At 46.1% G+C, this 16,002-nt stretch carries 15 protein-coding genes, 1 rRNA gene and 1 pseudogene; 12 read left to right on the top strand and 5 right to left on the bottom strand.

Translation table 11 applies throughout. From position 1 onward, the window contains the following. Window positions 1–125: 125 nt before the first annotated feature. Together G9F48_RS15200 and G9F48_RS15195 are read left to right on the top strand one after the other, a co-directional pair. On the top strand, window positions 126–1,106 hold the full coding sequence (locus G9F48_RS15200; RefSeq protein ID WP_003155484.1) for a glycosyltransferase family 2 protein: 981 nt from the start codon (window positions 126–128) through the stop codon (window positions 1,104–1,106). Between the two features lie 36 nt (window positions 1,107–1,142). Continuing rightward, entirely contained in the window at window positions 1,143–3,728 is a 2,586-nt protein-coding gene (locus G9F48_RS15195) for a YfhO family protein (RefSeq protein ID WP_165409722.1), read from the top strand. On the opposite strand, the gene G9F48_RS15190 is transcribed toward G9F48_RS15195, so the two are convergent. Further along, window positions 3,725–4,708 carry a metal-dependent hydrolase gene (locus tag G9F48_RS15190; RefSeq protein ID WP_003155481.1) on the bottom strand — a complete coding sequence of 328 codons (984 nt, stop codon included), beginning with the start codon at window positions 4,706–4,708 and terminating at the stop codon, window positions 3,725–3,727. The genes G9F48_RS15195 and G9F48_RS15190 overlap by 4 nt on opposite strands. Before the next feature lie 225 nt (window positions 4,709–4,933). Between G9F48_RS15190 and mutY the strand changes: the two genes are divergently transcribed. Continuing rightward, window positions 4,934–6,031 (top strand): A/G-specific adenine glycosylase, encoded by a 1,098-nt coding sequence (gene mutY / locus G9F48_RS15185; RefSeq protein ID WP_165409721.1) that lies wholly within the window; start codon window positions 4,934–4,936, stop codon window positions 6,029–6,031. A gap of 6 nt (window positions 6,032–6,037) precedes the next feature. On the opposite strand, the gene G9F48_RS15180 is transcribed toward mutY, so the two are convergent. Then, window positions 6,038–6,262 carry a hypothetical protein gene (locus tag G9F48_RS15180; RefSeq protein WP_003155479.1) on the bottom strand — a complete coding sequence of 75 codons (225 nt, stop codon included), beginning with the start codon at window positions 6,260–6,262 and terminating at the stop codon, window positions 6,038–6,040. 81 nt (window positions 6,263–6,343) lie between these two features. Between G9F48_RS15180 and fabL the strand changes: the two genes are divergently transcribed. From fabL to G9F48_RS15155, 5 genes and pseudogenes are all read left to right on the top strand, one after another. Further along, window positions 6,344–7,096: an enoyl-[acyl-carrier-protein] reductase FabL gene (gene fabL / locus G9F48_RS15175; RefSeq protein ID WP_070081527.1), complete on the top strand. Its 753-nt coding sequence runs from the start codon at window positions 6,344–6,346 to the stop codon at window positions 7,094–7,096. Window positions 7,097–7,179: 83 nt separating this feature from the next. Continuing rightward, window positions 7,180–7,332 (top strand): annotated as a pseudogene (locus tag G9F48_RS15170) (gamma-type small acid-soluble spore protein); the annotation flags it as partial. 160 nt (window positions 7,333–7,492) lie between these two features. Then, window positions 7,493–7,759, top strand: a complete 267-nt coding sequence (locus tag G9F48_RS15165; RefSeq protein WP_003155476.1) for a YgaB family protein — start codon at window positions 7,493–7,495, stop codon at window positions 7,757–7,759. Between the two features lie 135 nt (window positions 7,760–7,894). Further along, window positions 7,895–8,425, top strand: coding sequence for a nucleoside tri-diphosphate phosphatase (ntdP, locus tag G9F48_RS15160; RefSeq protein WP_003155475.1), 531 nt, complete (start codon window positions 7,895–7,897; stop codon window positions 8,423–8,425). An 82-nt stretch (window positions 8,426–8,507) separates the two neighbouring features. Beyond that, window positions 8,508–10,250 carry an ABC transporter ATP-binding protein gene (locus G9F48_RS15155; protein WP_145956745.1) on the top strand — a complete coding sequence of 581 codons (1,743 nt, stop codon included), beginning with the start codon at window positions 8,508–8,510 and terminating at the stop codon, window positions 10,248–10,250. Between the two features lie 79 nt (window positions 10,251–10,329). Here G9F48_RS15155 and G9F48_RS15150 read toward each other — a convergent pair whose 3' ends face one another. Further along, on the bottom strand, window positions 10,330–11,394 hold the full coding sequence (locus G9F48_RS15150; protein ID WP_003155468.1) for an aromatic acid exporter family protein: 1,065 nt from the start codon (window positions 11,392–11,394) through the stop codon (window positions 10,330–10,332). 209 nt (window positions 11,395–11,603) lie between these two features. Then, window positions 11,604–12,893 (bottom strand): glutamate-1-semialdehyde 2,1-aminomutase, encoded by a 1,290-nt coding sequence (locus tag G9F48_RS15145; protein WP_094247134.1) that lies wholly within the window; start codon window positions 12,891–12,893, stop codon window positions 11,604–11,606. 156 nt (window positions 12,894–13,049) lie between these two features. Between G9F48_RS15145 and bcp the strand changes: the two genes are divergently transcribed. Together bcp and perR are read left to right on the top strand one after the other, a co-directional pair. Then, on the top strand, window positions 13,050–13,523 hold the full coding sequence (gene bcp, locus G9F48_RS15140) for a thioredoxin-dependent thiol peroxidase (protein WP_003155466.1): 474 nt from the start codon (window positions 13,050–13,052) through the stop codon (window positions 13,521–13,523). A gap of 124 nt (window positions 13,524–13,647) precedes the next feature. Beyond that, window positions 13,648–14,085 carry a peroxide-responsive transcriptional repressor PerR gene (perR, locus tag G9F48_RS15135; RefSeq protein ID WP_003155465.1) on the top strand — a complete coding sequence of 146 codons (438 nt, stop codon included), beginning with the start codon at window positions 13,648–13,650 and terminating at the stop codon, window positions 14,083–14,085. A gap of 34 nt (window positions 14,086–14,119) precedes the next feature. Here the strand turns inward: perR and G9F48_RS15130 are convergent, their stop codons facing one another. Continuing rightward, a complete protein-coding gene (locus G9F48_RS15130; RefSeq protein WP_003155464.1) occupies window positions 14,120–14,473 on the bottom strand; it encodes a YgzB family protein in 354 nt (117 codons plus the stop codon). Between the two features lie 202 nt (window positions 14,474–14,675). On the opposite strand from G9F48_RS15130, the gene G9F48_RS15125 reads away from it, so the two are divergent. Both G9F48_RS15125 and G9F48_RS15120 read left to right on the top strand, forming a co-directional pair. After that, window positions 14,676–15,560, top strand: coding sequence for a nucleotidyltransferase-like protein (locus G9F48_RS15125; RefSeq protein ID WP_003155463.1), 885 nt, complete (start codon window positions 14,676–14,678; stop codon window positions 15,558–15,560). Between the two features lie 290 nt (window positions 15,561–15,850). Then, window positions 15,851–16,002 (top strand): 16S ribosomal RNA (locus G9F48_RS15120); the annotation flags it as partial.

Raw genomic sequence — 16,002 nt, 5'->3', positions numbered from 1 at the left:
TTTCTTTCCCTGTAACAAAAAAAGGGTTTAAACGTCATTAAAAAAAGGAAAAGCCTTACTGAAGTTTTGCGGACAATTCCTTTAAGGCCGTCCTAAAAAAAGAATAATACAAAGAAGGTGCCTTCATGAAACAAAGGTTAATCTCAATTATTATTCCGTCTTACAATGAAGGGAACAACGTCAAGCTCATCCATGAATCTTTAAAAAAAGAATTTCAGACGATTCATTATGACTATGAAATTTTCTACATCAATGACGGAAGCGCGGATGACACCCTTCAGCAGATTAAAGAACTGGCCGCCAGAAACCATCGCGTCAAATACATATCTTTTTCCCGCAACTTCGGGAAAGAAGCGGCCATTCTGGCAGGATTTGAACACGTGCAGGGCGAAGCGGTAATCGTGATGGACGCCGATCTGCAGCATCCGACCCATCTCCTGAAAGACTTCATTCAAGGCTATGAAGAAGGGTATGACCAAGTCATCGCGCAGCGCAACCGAAAAGGGGACAGCCCCGTGCGTTCCGTGCTTTCTTCCCTGTATTATAAATTTATCAACAAAGCCGTCGAAGTGGACCTGCGTGACGGGGTCGGAGATTTCCGCCTGCTGAGCCGGCAGGCCGTTGATGCCCTTTTGAAGCTGAGTGAAGGGAACCGTTTCTCGAAAGGGCTGTTCTGCTGGATCGGGTTTGACCAGAAAATCGTATTTTATGAAAATGTCGAAAGGAAGAACGGCACGTCCAAATGGTCATTCAGCAATCTGTTCAACTACGGAATGGACGGTGTCGTCTCCTTCAACAACAAGCCCCTCAGGGTATGCTTTTTCACCGGTATTCTGATATTGCTTCTGTCGATGGTTTATATTGTAACGACCTTTGTTCATATTCTGACACACGGCGTGTCCGTACCCGGATACTTCACCATTATTTCCGCCGTGCTGTTTTTAGGGGGCATCCAGCTTTTGAGTCTCGGCATCATCGGAGAATACATCGGCCGGATTTACTATGAAACAAAAAAACGCCCGCACTATTTAATTAAAGAAGCGAATATAACGTACGGAGAACAAAATGAAACGAATTATACAAAAAAGCGCAAGTGGAACCATTAAACAGCCGCCGCTGTGCGCAGGGTCTGGGGACGTTGTATGAAAAAAAATAAATGGATCTTGCCGGCAGCCTGTGTGCTAGCTGCGGCAGCCGCTCATATTTTTTTCTTAAAAGAGTGGTCGGCAGGCCGCTATATGACGGGGTCTGGAGACGGGATCGCCCAAATGGCGGTCTTCAAAAAGCTGCTGTTTGATCAATATATGAACGGCAGGCTGTTTTACAGCTATTCGTTCGGACTGGGCGGGGGAGTGTACAGTCAGCTCGGCTATTATTTCTCTACTTCTTTTCTATTCCTGTTTATCTCCGCCGCTGTCCACTTTTTGCAGCTTATTCAGCTGACGGGTGAGGCTGATGCGCTGTTTTGGGCGCAGGCCTCCGTTTTTATCAGCATCGCCAAGCAGAGTTTCATCATATTCACGGCGGCTTGTGTGTTCCGCTATTTCGTCAAACGGACGGTGCCTGCTTTTGCCGGCGCCGTGTTGTACGGGGTCTCGATTATCTACTTCCGGCATGAGGTGTATTGGGACTTTTTCACTGACAGTATGGTGTGGCTGCCGCTGCTCGTGCTCGGCGCGGAAAAAATCATCAGGGGAAAAAAGCCGGCGTGGTTTATCTTCGCCTGTGCGCTGACATTGATCAACAACTTTTATTTTGCGTATATTAATCTGATTTTCATCGGCATTTACATCTTATTCAGATGGATCATTCATCTTGAAGACAATGAAGCCAAAAAGCTCACTCAATGCAGAATGTTTATTCTGTCAGGTCTGCTCGGCTTCGGCATAAGCGCAGTCTCCTTTATCCCTGTCGTATACGGATATCTTCATAATCTGCGGCCGCCGTATTCAGAGCAAATTGCATGGCTTGATTTTTCCGACAACATTTTATTTTCAAGCCGGATAATCATTCTGCCGGCGGTTTTTTTACTTTTTCTATTTACATTTTCTTTATATAAAAACCGGCTGTTCCGGCTGTTTGCGGGAATCAGTCTGCTGTACATTCTGTTTCACTTCAGTCCGTTTGCGGCAAGCGCCTTTAACGGTTTTTCAGCTCCGCAAAACAGGTTTGAATACGTCCTGTGCTTCACGATTGCCGGAACGGCTGCAGCAGGGCTTTCTAAGCTTTCAGACATCAGCATGAAGAGTATGCTGATATCCGCCGTACTCGCCGTTCTGCTCTATTGGAGCCAAGTGAGACGGTTCAGCCTGGATATTTCTCATCAGGCCAACCTGCCTATCCTGCTCCTTCTGGGGCTGACCATTGCCGCTTTCCTTGCAGCAAAGACAAGACTGAAAGGCGCGGTGTCCGCCGTCTATGCCGTCATTCTCTTGACGGCGGTGCTGACGGCTAATACATATGAAAAATATGCGTTATCAGAAGGCGGGAAGATTTATACGGTATCGCATACCTTTATGACGGGTCCTGACTATAAGGGCAAAGAACAAACAGAGCTCATTCAGCGCCTGAAAGAAAAAGACCCTGATCCGTTTGCCCGTTTGGATTGGATGAACGGTGTTTTCAATAACACCCCGATCATTTACGGGTTCAACGGATTCAGCGTATACTCAAGCATCCTGAACCGCAATCTGCTGTCCTTTTACTGGAACGATCTCCGGATAGATATGGGCAGAGAAAGCGTCAGCCGCTATGCGACATTAGGAAACAGGGCTAATTTATACAGCCTGCTTTACGGAAAATATTATATGACGGAAAAAACAAACGGGGCCGGCGTGCCGTACGGGTTCAAAAAAATCATGGAATCATCCCATTATGCGGTTTATCAAAATCAATATATGCTTCCGTTCGTACGGACAGCCGATCGCGTATATAACGAGGACGGTCTGAAAAAAGCGCCCGCCCTTGCCAGAGAACGGGCAATGCTTGACGGGATCATCACGGAATCAAGCACAGCCAACACGAAAAAAGCGCCTGAGGCGAAAAATATGATCCGTCAGGCAAAGGTAACGGCCGACCATGCGGATTATCAAGACGGCATCCTGACGGTAAACGAAGACGGCGGCGGCCTGATCATTACGCCGCAAGCCGCTAAGATGGACGGCGGCGATTATTACGTCAGCTTTTATTTGAAGAATAAAGCGAAGGACCAGGGCTTTACATTAAAAGTGAACGATTACACGACAACGAGAAAATCGAATCGATCCATTTACAAAACAGGTGTCAACGATCTTACTGTCAGAGTGCCGAAAACAAAAAACATCCAAATCCGTCTGCCGAAAGGATCGTATCAGCTTGACAGACTGGCGCTTTACGAAGAACGGTACGATACGCTGAAAAACGCATACCGAAAAGCGGAAAAAGAACCGCGGGCCGATCTCAGATGGCGCGGAAATACGCTTCATATCTCGTATGAAAACAAAACCCGCGCGCCGTATATCATGCTTCCGATTCCATATGAAAAAGGCTGGGAGCTGAAGATAAACGGCAGAAAAGAACAGATTGAAAAAGCGGATTATTCCTTTATCGGATTTAAAGCGCAAAAAGGAAAAAACGATATTCAATTAACGTATTACCCGCCGTTTTTTAAACCCGCGGCCGCTCTATCGGTGATCAGCCTCGTGTTTGCCGCTATATATGTGAGAAGACAAAAAAAGCCCGGCTCTTAAACAGAGCCGAGCTTTAATTTTTTCTGCAGTTTTTCCTCGCTGAAAATCCAGCCCGTGTAGGAAGAGAGAAGCTCTAAATCATGACTGAGGTGGACGATGGCGACAAAAGGATAGTGGCCTTTGCTCCGGTAGCGCAAATCAATAAAGCGCACCTCATAATGATCTTTAAAAGTATCGACCTCCCACCTGTAAACGGGGGAAAATGAAAGAAAGGCTGCAATATTTTCGTCCTGTTTCGCGGCCTTCATCACATCGGTTTCCGGAACGGGCACGCGGTTGAATGTATCTAATATCACGACATGGCCGTCAAGGCTTCTGCCGACATAAAAGGCATGAGCCGTCGTCACGGCGATACGCCACTGCCTGAATTTCATCGTCGGCGAAATAATGATGGTTTCAATCTCCTCTTCAATCATTTCGCGCAGCCTTCGCTTTATCCGCAGCTGCATCAAAAACCGGACGGCGTAATATCCTGCGAGGATGATATAAAGCATCAGAAATGTCACGCCCGGATGACCTCCGATATACCACACGGCAATCGCGGCCAAATGGCTGACGAAAATAAACGGATCAAAGGTATTGATTAAACCGAGAGCGATCCATTTTCTCGAAAACGGGCGGATGGCCTGTGTGCCGTACGCGTTAAAAATGTCAACAAACACATGCAAAACGACAGCCAGAAGCGTCCACAGCCACAGGTGCAAAAAGTTCGCTTCCGGATAAAACATAAACAAAATGCCCGGAATTAGAACGGACCAAAATAATACGGCGGGAATGGAGTGCGTGAATCCTCTATGATTTCGAATATAAACGGCATTATTTTTCAGCTTCAATATAGTATCAATATCAGGTGCCTGAGAGCCGGCAAGCGCGGCGATCATAACTGCCTGAGACATGGGGGTGTGCATGCCGACGGCAGGATCAAGAGTTGCGATTCCGCCAAGCGCGATACCCATGACAACGTGAGTGCCAGTATCCATTGTTGACCTCCTAGCAGGCGTTAAAAATCAGCCGCCCGCATATTTCGCATTATAAGATATTCCCCATTTTCTGTTTGCCCAATCATGGCGTTTATCCGCCGTTCTCATATGTTTCCGCTTTTTCTTTATCACTATTTAATGTAACATATTATCGTAACGTGCCCTTAGTTTACACCAAAATACAGTGTCAAGAAAAGCGGAACCCGAAACATCTGAGGAGAAGATATGAACGCACTTGAAGAAAAAATGAAACAAAAAGATATAGACAAATTTCGCGAGGACTTAATTACATGGTTCGAAAGAGAACAGAGAATTCTGCCATGGAGAGAAAATCAGGACCCGTATCGGGTGTGGGTGTCAGAGGTGATGCTGCAGCAGACGCGCGTAGATACCGTCATTCCTTATTTCCGGCGGTTTGTTGAGCAATTTCCGACCGTTTCGGCGCTCGCTGAAGCTGATGAGGAAAAAGTGCTCAAAGCCTGGGAAGGGCTAGGTTATTACTCCCGTGTAAGAAATCTGCAAAGTGCCGTAAAAGAAGTGCATGAGCGGTACGGGGGAGTCGTCCCTGCCGGGGAAAAGGAATTTGGCGGACTGAAAGGCGTCGGCCCTTATACAAAAGGCGCCGTGCTCAGCATCGCATACAACAAACCGATTCCCGCCGTAGACGGCAATGTGATGCGTGTCATGTCGAGAATTCTTTCCATATGGGACGATATCGCAAAACCTAAAACCAGAACCATTTTCGAACAGGCGGTATCCGCTTTCATTTCTCATGAAAAACCATCTGAATTCAATCAGGGTTTAATGGAGCTCGGCGCGATCATCTGCACCCCGAAATCGCCGTCATGCCTGCTTTGCCCCGTACAAAAGCACTGTTCGGCATTTGCGGAAGGGACAGAGCGGGAGCTGCCCGTTAAAAGCAAAAAGAAAAAGCCCGGAATAAAAACAATGGCAGCCGTTGTGCTGACAGACGATCAAGGCGATGTCTATATTCATAAACGGCCGCCAAAAGGCTTGCTCGCCAACTTGTGGGAGTTTCCGAATACCGAAACCCAGAAAGGAATCAAAACCGAAAGAGAGCAGCTTGAAGCCTATTTAGAAAAAGAGATGGGAATAACCGCTGAAATCGGGGAGCTGGAAGGCATCGTAGAACATGTTTTCACCCATCTCGTCTGGAATATTTCGGTCTTTTTCGGTAAAGTAAAACAAGTGTCGGATACAACGGAATTCATACGGGTCACAAAAGAGGAGCTCAAGAAATACGCATTTCCCGTTTCCCATCAAAAGATATGGAAAATGGCGGAAGAAAGCGGCCGCCTGTAAAAAGCGTCAGTCATAGCTGACGCGAGTGCCGTGGCCGTAATCCGCTTCATTCCGTTTCAGTCCGCCACGGGCTTCGATTTCCTGAATCAGTTCCCGGTATTTGGACTGGCCTTCTTCGTTTAAATACGGCATAATTTGCTGGAAGGCATGATGGAAATAGGCGAGCTCTGAATCTCTCCAATCTTGTTTGGGCATCATGGCCAATTCGCCCATATCACGTCCGACATACATATAAAAGACCCCTTTCAACACATATTGCTTTTATTGTTTGTTGAATGAAAAGAACTATACACAGCAAGGAGCTGAGGAAAAATGGAACAAAATAAATGCGCACTGATCACGGGAAGCAGCCGAGGCGTCGGGAAAGCAGCCGCCATCAGACTCGCGGAAAAAGGATACAATATCGTCATCAATTACGCCCGCAGTAAAAAAGCGGCATTAGAAACCGCCGAAGAAATTGAAAAACTCGGCGTTAAAACGCTTGTTATTAAAGCTAATGTCGGCCAGCCGGCAAAAATCAAAGACATGTTTCACCAGATTGACGAAACATTCGGCAGACTGGACGTGTTCGTCAATAATGCGGCTTCAGGCGTACTGAGACCGGTTATGGAACTCGAAGAAACACACTGGGACTGGACGATGAATATCAACGCGAAAGCATTGCTTTTCTGCGCTCAGGAAGCAGCAAAGATGATGGAGAAAAACGGAGGCGGCCACATCGTCAGTATCAGTTCGCTCGGCAGCATCCGCTATCTTGAAAACTATACGACGGTCGGTGTCTCAAAAGCCGCTTTAGAATCGTTAACCCGTTATCTGGCGGTTGAGCTTTCTCCAAAAAATATCATCGTAAACGCGGTGTCAGGCGGAGCGATTGATACGGACGCGCTGAAGCATTTCCCTAACAGAGATGAACTGCTGGAAGATGCCCGCCAAAATACGCCGGCCGGCAGAATGGTCGAGATTAAAGATATGATCGACACGGTGGAGTTTTTAGTTTCTTCAAAAGCGGACATGATCCGCGGCCAGACCATCATTATTGACGGCGGACGCTCTCTGCTCGTATAAGTTTTAAAAAAGATGAATAGCCTTATCGTCTCCTGCGCATTCTAAAGTGCGTGGAGGTGATAACAATGGCAAACTCAAAATACAGCAAAACAGACGTTCAGCAGGTGAAAAAACAAAACCAGCAATCAGCTTCCGGTCAGGGTCAATTCGGCACTGAATTCGCCAGTGAAACTGATGCGCAGCAGGTTAGAAAGCAAAACCAATCTGCTGAACAAAACAAACAGCAAAACAGCTAATCACTGAAACGAAAAAGCACTTCATCTTCGGATGGAAGTGCTTTTTTCTGTTGCCAAAACGACAAAACTTGTGATTCCTCTACAGAATGAGTCAAAGGGTTTTCCAGCGTAAAATCGAAATGGTAAGGAGTATCAACCTAAAAGCCTAAGGAGGAACCCGATGTCAGAGTTTGAAAAGCTTGTAAGTGAACAGATGAAAATCATGGATCAGCTTCTCGAGCTGCAGTCAGAACTTGACCGCTGCCGGCAGGTGGAAGCGGAACTCATCAGTCTGGAAAGAGATGCAAAGCTGGACAATGTACAGGACGAAATTGCGACAAAGCGAAAAGACCTGGCCGGCATACAGGAGTTATTCCAAAGGCAGACAGAGCAAGTCATCCAGTCTTATCGCAGCACGGAAAAGCCGTCTTCCTATGTGCAGAAATGAATGTGCCATTCCGGAAGCGGAGTGGTTCTTTTATTTTCATTTTTTAATTCGTAACGTTATAATAGTGAAAAGACTTGTCGGAAAGCAATTGCGGCTGCATTGACTGCAGGGCTTTACAGAAAGTAGGGGAGAAATATGGGATATCCCAAGGAAGGAGAAACCATTCAAATTCACAGCTATAAGCATAACGGGCTGCTTCATCGAATTTGGAATGAAACGACGATTTTAAAAAGTACGGAATTGTGTATCATCGGAGCTAACGACCGGACAATGGTGACGGAATCCGACGGACGGACGTGGGTGACGAGAGAACCGGCGATCTGCTACTTTCATGCCCGTCAGTGGTTTAACGTCATCGGAATGCTGAGAGATGACGGGGTACACTATTATTGCAACATCAGCTCGCCGTTCGCTTATGACGGAGAGGCCATCAAATATATTGATTACGATTTGGATGTCAAGGTGTTTCCGGATATGACGTATAACATTCTTGACGAGGATGAATACGATGACCACCGCAAATCAATGAATTACCCTAAAGAGATCGACAGCATTCTGAAGGAGTACCTGAATACGCTGCTGCACTGGATTCATCAGCGGAAAGGACCGTTTGCTCCGGAATTTGTTGATATGTGGTATGAACGGTATCTGCGCTATACAAAATAAAGAATACAATAAAAAACCTGTTGGGGTGTCAACAGGTTTTTCACATGGGCTCACACGCCTTAAAGAGAGAGGGGGATAAAGTGTGGGCGTAATCAGACGCTATATGCAATTTGTAAAACCTTATAAAAAACAAATTTTTATCACAGTGTTAATCGGCATTATAAAATTCTCCATCCCGCTGGCTCTCCCGCTTCTGTTAAAATACGTGGTCGATGACATTATTCAAGGGAGCGGAACGGCAAGCGCTAAAACATCATCGCTATTCACGATAATGGGCATCATGTTCGTGCTTTTTTTAATTCTGCGTCCCCCGGTAGAGTACTATCGGCAATACTTCGCGCAATGGACGGGCAGCCGGGTGCTCTACGATATCAGGGGGGTATTGTTCGACCATATTCAAAAATTGAGCCTGAGGTTTTATGCCAACACGAGAACGGGCGAAGTCATTTCCCGGGTGATAAATGATGTCGAACAGACAAAAGACTTTGTCATAACGGGACTGATGAATATCTGGCTTGATATGATGACGGTGCTGATCGTCATCTGTATTATGTTTACACTCGATGTGAAGCTGACATTGATATCTGTCATTTTGTTTCCGTTATACGGAATTTCAGTGAAATACTTTTACGGCCGTCTCCGAAAACTGACACGTGAGCGTTCTCAGGCACTCGCCCAAGTTCAGGGACATTTGCACGAAAGAGTTCAGGGGATGCCCGTTATCAGAAGTTTCGCCATTGAAGATTATGAACAAGCCAATTTTGATGAAAAAAACGGGCATTTTCTGGACAAAGCGATCCGTCATACGAATTGGAACGCGAAAACGTTCGCGGTCGTGAACACCATTACGGATTTGGCGCCGCTGCTCGTTATCGCGTTTGCGGGTTATTTTGTCATAAACGGCCCGCTGACGGTAGGGACGATGGTTGCGTTCGTCGGCTATATTGACAGAATGTACAATCCGGTCAGAAGATTGATCAACTCATCGACGACGCTGACCCAGTCGATCGCTTCAATGGACCGCATATTTGAATTTATCGACGAGCCGTATGAACTGACTGATAAACCGAATGCACTAAAAGCTGACGGCATTAAGGGCGAAGTTGAATTCCGAAATGTCTCGTTCCGTTATGAGGAAGGAAAAGAAACGATTTTGCAGGACGTTTCCTTAAAGGTGACAAAAGGGGAAACCGTCGCGCTCGTCGGAATGAGCGGCGGCGGAAAATCGACGCTTGTCAGCCTCATACCGCGTTTTTATGATGTATCCGGCGGCAGTCTGCTGATTGACGGCACAGATATTCGCGATTATGAAGCGAGAAGCCTCCGCAATCAAGTCGGAATGGTGCTTCAGGATACGTTTCTGTTCAGTGAGACGATTCGTGAAAATATCGCCATCGGTAAACCGGGAGCGTCTCTGGATGAGGTGGTTGCGGCTGCGAAAGCGGCAAATGCCCATGAATTTATTATGAACTTCCCCGAAGGCTACGAAACCAAAGTCGGCGAACGGGGCGTCAAATTGTCAGGCGGGCAGAAGCAGCGGATTTCGATCGCCCGTGTATTCTTAAAAAATCCGCCGCTGCTGATTTTGGATGAAGCGACATCGGCTCTTGATCTTGAAAGTGAACACTACATTCAGGAAGCGATGGAAAAGCTTGCGAAAAACCGGACGACTTTTATCGTCGCCCACAGGCTGTCCACGATTACGCACGCGGATAAAATTGTCGTCATGGAAAACGGCGCCGTCGTCGAAACCGGCACGCACGAGGAATTAATGGCCCGAGGCGGCCAGTACAGACACTTATTTACGATTCAGAATTTGAACTGATACAAAAACGTATGCCGTCCGAATGGGCGGCATACGTTTTTTTGAATGCAAAAAAACCCGGTTTTACGGAAGCACCGGGTTACTCTTCGTCTGTTTCTAATTCGCTGTCTTTCGGGTGGTATGTCTGAAAACTCGTAATTAATGTATCGAGATGCTCCAGCTGCTCGCGGTATTCCGCAACCGCAGCCATAATGCTGAGCATATTGTAATCAAGCAGTTCATCCTCGCAGTTCTGCTGATTTTTCAAGAAAGACTTCGTCAAAAGCTGTTTATATCTTATGCTTTCTTCAGCATCGTCATCATGCGGTTTGATCTTGCCGACCGTCCGCATCAGAATCCTTTCGTGCCAATGAAGCAGATAATCAATTTCTTCTGTCAGCGTCTCCTGAAATTCCTCCGGCATATGATAAATTTCGTTTTCATAGCGGTGCAGCTTTTTCAGCGTATCAAGCGCCCGATTTGCCGTGATAATCGCCTGTCTGAATAAAACAAGCTTGCGCGACTTTACATACGTCGTTTTCTTAAAGTAGCTTCTCTCCTCTTTATAAAGAAGGTACGTATGATCAAGCTTCATCATCTTTTCCTTCAGCTTCTCAATATCCTCTTTCAATATCGAGTGTTCCGTGGACTGGCGCATCGTCAGCCTGATCCATTTCATGATCTCATCGGTATATTCAACCGTATGATGAGTCAGCTTCGTTTCGTATTTCGGCGGAAGAAACACAAGGTTCACAATAAAAGAAGACAGCACGCCTAAAATAACGGTGCTTGTTCGTATCAGAGCGAACGTCAGGAAGCTGTTTCCCGGTGTTTCTAAAATCGCGATAACCGTCACGAGCGCAATCGAAATGGTGTGTTCAATTTTCAGTTTTAACATGATCGTGATGACAATCACTGCGGTCAATCCGATCATAATCGGACTCGGTCCGAAAATCAGTCCGAATACCGTAGCGATGACAGCGCCGATGATATTTGCCTGAACCTGATCAATAATGATAAGAAAAGACCTGTAAATAGAGGGCTGTATGGCAAATATAGCTGCAATCCCGGCAAAGATCGGCGACGGAAGTCCGATCCATGATGCTAAGTAGAGCGCGAGCGTAATCGCAATCCCTGTTTTAAAAATGCGGGCACCAAGTTTCATTGGTTTGTGCGTGCATTCCTTTCTCTAATAAATTATGTGCCGAACGAACGGCTGACACTTACATTTCCCTGTCGGCTGATTTGCTAAACAATAAAGTAATATACAGGGATCATACCAATTATTCAAGGTCTTTTTTTGAAAAAACCATTATCTCACAAATCGGACAAAAAGAAAAAGCGGAAGCCCCGGGCTCCCGCTTGTTTCAGCAGTTATTTTTTCATATGTCTGAACGCATCTTCAACGGCTTGTAAAGTGGCGTCGATATCCTCTTCAGTATGTGCGGTTGTGATAAACCAAGCTTCATACTTCGATGGAGCGAGATTGATGCCGCGCTCAAGCATCAGCTTGAAGAACTTGGCGAATGCTTCTCCGTCCGTATTTTCCGCCTGCTCGTAATTGACGATCTTTTCATCAGTGAAGTAAACCGTGAGCGCGCCTTTTAAACGGTTGACGGTGATGGTAATGCCATGTGTCTCCGCATGGGCGAGAATGCCCTGCTCAAGTCTGGCGCCGAGCTCATCAAGCCGCTCATAAACGCCTTCTTCCTTCAGCACTTCCAGGCAGGCGATGCCTGATAGGATAGATGCCGGGTTTCCGGCCATCGTGCCGGCTTGATATGCCGGGCCGAGCGGAGCAACCTGCTCCATGATCTCTTTTTTGCCTCCGTAAGCGCCGATCGGCAAGCCGCCCCCGATAATTTTACCGAGCGCCGTTAAATCAGGCTTCACTTGAAGAAGATCCTGCGCGCCTCCGTACATAAAACGGAACGCCGTGATCACTTCATCATAAATGACGAGCGCGCCCGCTTTATGGGTCAATTCATTTACCTGTTCTAAAAATCCTTTTTCAGGTTCAACGATGCCGAAGTTGCCGACGATCGGCTCGACGAGAACCGCTGCAATTTCTGAACCCCATTTATCCAGCGCGGCTTTGTAGCTTTCAATGTCATTGAAAGGAACGGTAATCACCTCATTGGCGATGCTTTTCGGCACGCCGGCGGAATCAGGGGTGCCGAGCGTAGACGGGCCGGAACCCGCAGCGACAAGTACGAGATCAGAATGGCCGTGATAGCAGCCGGCGAATTTAATGATTTTTGTCCGGCCTGTATAAGCGCGTGCAACCCGGATCGTTGTCATCACCGCTTCAGTGCCTGAGTTTACGAATCGTACTTTATCAAGTGAAGGAATGGCCTCCTTCAGCATTTTGGCGAAAGTGACCTCATGTTTGGTCGGCGTCCCGTACAGCACGCCGTTTTCAGCCGCTGTTTTAATCGCTTCAGTAATATGCGGATGGGCATGTCCGGTAATAATCGGGCCGTAAGCCGCTAAATAATCGATATACTGATTCCCGTCTACATCCCAGAAATAAGCGCCATTCGCTTTTTCCATCGCAACGGGTGAACCGCCGCCTACCGCTTTATAGGATCTGGACGGGCTGTTCACGCCTCCGACGATATGCTCTAACGCTTCCTTATGAAGTTCAACTGATTTTGTATACAAAAAATGACCCTCCTAATATCTCCTTACATCATGTTCTATTGTAGCATGCTTCATTGCGAGCACAACGGTTCATGCTTCCAGAAAAGAGCGGGGGATAACGGTTGTAATCTTAACGTGAATTGGATACGCTTAATAAAAAACCCGGAGGTATAAGAAATGACGATTGAAATCGGACAAACAGCACCGGATATGAAATTAGTGAATGACAGCGGGGAAGAAGTAGCACTGACGGATTTTAAAGGGAAGTACGTCGTTCTCTATTTTTATCCGAAAGACATGACACCCGGATGCACGACGGAAGCATGTGATTTCCGTGATCAGCACGAAAGTTTCGCGGGACTTGATGCGGTTATCATCGGAGTAAGCCCTGATAGCCGTGATAAACATGAAAAATTTAAGCAAAAACACGATCTTCCTTTCCAGCTCCTCGTTGATGATGAGCACAAACTGGCGGAAGCTTTTGATGTGTGGAAGCTGAAGAAGAATTTTGGGAAAGAATATATGGGTATCGAGCGATCCACTTTTTTGTTAGACAAAGAAGGCCGTCTTGTGAAGGAGTGGAGAAAGGTAAAAGTGAAAGATCACGTTGCGGAGGCGCTTCGCGAATTGGAACAAATTGCGTCTAATTAATGGACAAATGCTGAACTCACGGGGTTTTCTTCAGATTACATTTGACAGGAGACCGGAAAAAGATGTACACTAATTATAAACATTATAAAGTAAGAATCTTTTTTAGAAGAGAGGTGCATGACGGATGGCTGCACATGAATTAAAAGAAGCCTTAGACACGTTGAAGGATACGGGAGTCCGGATTACTCCTCAACGTCATGCCATTCTGGAATATCTCGTGGATTCTATGGCACATCCGACAGCGGACGATATATATAAAGCCTTGGAAGGGAAATTCCCTAATATGAGTGTTGCGACAGTGTATAACAATTTGCGTGTATTCCGGGAAGCGGGGCTTGTAAAGGAACTGACGTACGGAGATGCGTCCAGCAGATTTGACTTTGTCACCTCTGACCACTATCACGCCATTTGTGAAAGCTGCGGAAAAATCGTGGACTTCCATTACCCCGGGCTTGACGAAGTGGAACAGCTTGCTGCTCACGTCACAGGGTTTAAGGTAAGCCACCACCGTTTGGAGATTTACGGCGTCTGCCAAGAATGTTCCAAAAAAGAAAACCACTAAACGAAGCTGACCGCTTTGATACGGTCAGCTTCGTTTATTTTACACTGTTTTTTCTGTTATAAGACTCATCGAACGCTTGGCCTTCCAATCCTTTATCCAATGTAAGCGGCTCTCTGCAATGCATGCACATATCCACTCTGCCCAGAATCTTCGTTTCTTTCTCGCAAGCGGGGCACATCACCCGGACCGCTTTTGTGGACAGCATGCCGATCCAAAAATAAACGGCGGTGCTGAGTCCGATCGACAGCAGGCCGAGAATCATAAACAAGCTGGCAAGCAAAACAGACTGCTTAAAGAACAGCCCGATGTACATAATGATAAACCCAACGAAAACCAAACTTAACGCAAACGTTCTGATCTTATTAATTTTGCTTGAGTATTTCGCCATGTCCATCCCCCTCTCGTTTAACTATAGCACAAAACAGATGGCATATTCTTCATGTTTTCGTAAGAAAAGGGAAGAATAAATATGGCACCTGAAAGGAAATTTGTTATAATAGTGCAATGTGTTTAGAAAAAAGGACTTTCATGTTTTATCATAGAAATGTAGAAACAATAGCTAGTGAAACAATCGCATTGGAGGAATCGTAATGGACAATCTTCTCCGTCCAATTTACCAAGAAAGAGCAAGTCATCCCGATACGCTGGCCGTCCTTATGATTGAGAGAAGGAGTAAAGCATCATCCATCACGGATAACTTTGATGCGGTCATGCTTGTCATTGTCAAACAGGCTGATGAACCTCTTTTTATAAAGCATTATGAATTCGAACACAAAACCGCTTCTTTACATATTGTAACGGATGCTCTGCTTCAGGAATGGATTCTGCTTGGGACAAATAGAAGAGTCATAGATTGGATCATCAACGGTAAAGTGCTGTTTGACCGCAATGAATATATATCTGAACTCAATGACCGGCTCAGCACTTTTCCTTTCGCCGAGCGGAAATTAAAGATCGGAATGGAATACGGCAAGCTGATCAGAAGATTTGTAGAAGGAAAAGCGTTTTTTGAAGCTGATCATTTTCTGGATGCATATTATGCGGTAGTGCACGCTCTTCACCACTTGGCCCGCATAGAAGTGATTGACCGGGGGTTTTATCCCGAAACGACAGTCTGGAACCAGGTCCGTCACATTGAGCCGCAGGTATATAAGCTATATTCCGAACTTGTCGAGAGTCACGAAAGCTTGGAGAAAAGGCTCGAATTATTATTCTTAGCAAATGATTTTCTCATCCATTCAAAAGCTGAAATCGGTTCTGCGCACCTTTTTCAAGTGATGAAAGAAAAAGAAATGTGGCAGTTTGGAGAATTGCTTCAGCACCCTGAACTGGTGCACTTCACCCAAGATCTCGGTGTCATGCTTGATTACCTGACGGAAAAAGGCTTTGTTGAAGTATCTCAAATAGAGACCAAAGGGCAGGAAGTATATCATCGAGGATATTCTTTCAAAAAAAGTGTTGACGCTGAATCATAGGCATGGTATATTATTAAACGTCGCTGATGCGCTTCACCAAAAAGCTCACAGCGGCGAGAAATAAAAACAAAAAACATTTGACAGCAAAGCGCTGAAATGTTATACTGAAAAAGTCGCCTCGAGATGAGGTTGAGATGATCTTTGAAAACTAAACAAGACAAAACGTACCTGTTAATTCAAAGTTTTAAATAAATCGCACAGTGATGTGCGTAGTCAGTCAAACTAAGGTCTGCACGATGCAGATCGCACAGACGTTACTGCAGGATGCAGTGAACTTAGTCTGTGATCCATTATCGGAGAGTTTGATCCTGGCTCAGGACGAACGCTGGCGGCGTGCCTAATACATGCAAGTCGAGCGGACAGACGGGAGCTTGCTCCCTGATGTTAGCGGCGGACGGGTGAGTAACACGTGGGTAACCTGCCTGTAAGACTGGGATAACTC

The organism is Bacillus sp. EKM420B (genome assembly GCF_011065565.1).
In the GTDB taxonomy this organism is placed as follows: Bacteria; Bacillota; Bacilli; order Bacillales; family Bacillaceae; genus Bacillus; species Bacillus velezensis.
Note: the sequence above shows the minus strand (reverse complement) of the source record. Positions and strands in the feature narration are given on the sequence as shown.

Bases quoted from the DNA above. Each gene is read 5' to 3' on its own strand.
- G9F48_RS15200 (WP_003155484.1), top strand. From the start codon at position 126: ATGAAACAAAGGTTAATCTCAATTATTATTCCGTCTTACAATGAAGGG.
- G9F48_RS15195 (WP_165409722.1), top strand. From the start codon at position 1,143: ATGAAAAAAAATAAATGGATCTTGCCGGCAGCCTGTGTGCTAGCTGCG.
- G9F48_RS15190 (WP_003155481.1), bottom strand. From the start codon at position 4,708: ATGGATACTGGCACTCACGTTGTCATGGGTATCGCGCTTGGCGGAATC.
- mutY (WP_165409721.1), top strand. From the start codon at position 4,934: ATGAACGCACTTGAAGAAAAAATGAAACAAAAAGATATAGACAAATTT.
- G9F48_RS15180 (WP_003155479.1), bottom strand. From the start codon at position 6,262: ATGTATGTCGGACGTGATATGGGCGAATTGGCCATGATGCCCAAACAA.
- fabL (WP_070081527.1), top strand. From the start codon at position 6,344: ATGGAACAAAATAAATGCGCACTGATCACGGGAAGCAGCCGAGGCGTC.
- G9F48_RS15165 (WP_003155476.1), top strand. From the start codon at position 7,493: ATGTCAGAGTTTGAAAAGCTTGTAAGTGAACAGATGAAAATCATGGAT.
- ntdP (WP_003155475.1), top strand. From the start codon at position 7,895: ATGGGATATCCCAAGGAAGGAGAAACCATTCAAATTCACAGCTATAAG.
- G9F48_RS15150 (WP_003155468.1), bottom strand. From the start codon at position 11,394: ATGAAACTTGGTGCCCGCATTTTTAAAACAGGGATTGCGATTACGCTC.
- bcp (WP_003155466.1), top strand. From the start codon at position 13,050: ATGACGATTGAAATCGGACAAACAGCACCGGATATGAAATTAGTGAAT.
- perR (WP_003155465.1), top strand. From the start codon at position 13,648: ATGGCTGCACATGAATTAAAAGAAGCCTTAGACACGTTGAAGGATACG.
- G9F48_RS15130 (WP_003155464.1), bottom strand. From the start codon at position 14,473: ATGGCGAAATACTCAAGCAAAATTAATAAGATCAGAACGTTTGCGTTA.
- G9F48_RS15125 (WP_003155463.1), top strand. From the start codon at position 14,676: ATGGACAATCTTCTCCGTCCAATTTACCAAGAAAGAGCAAGTCATCCC.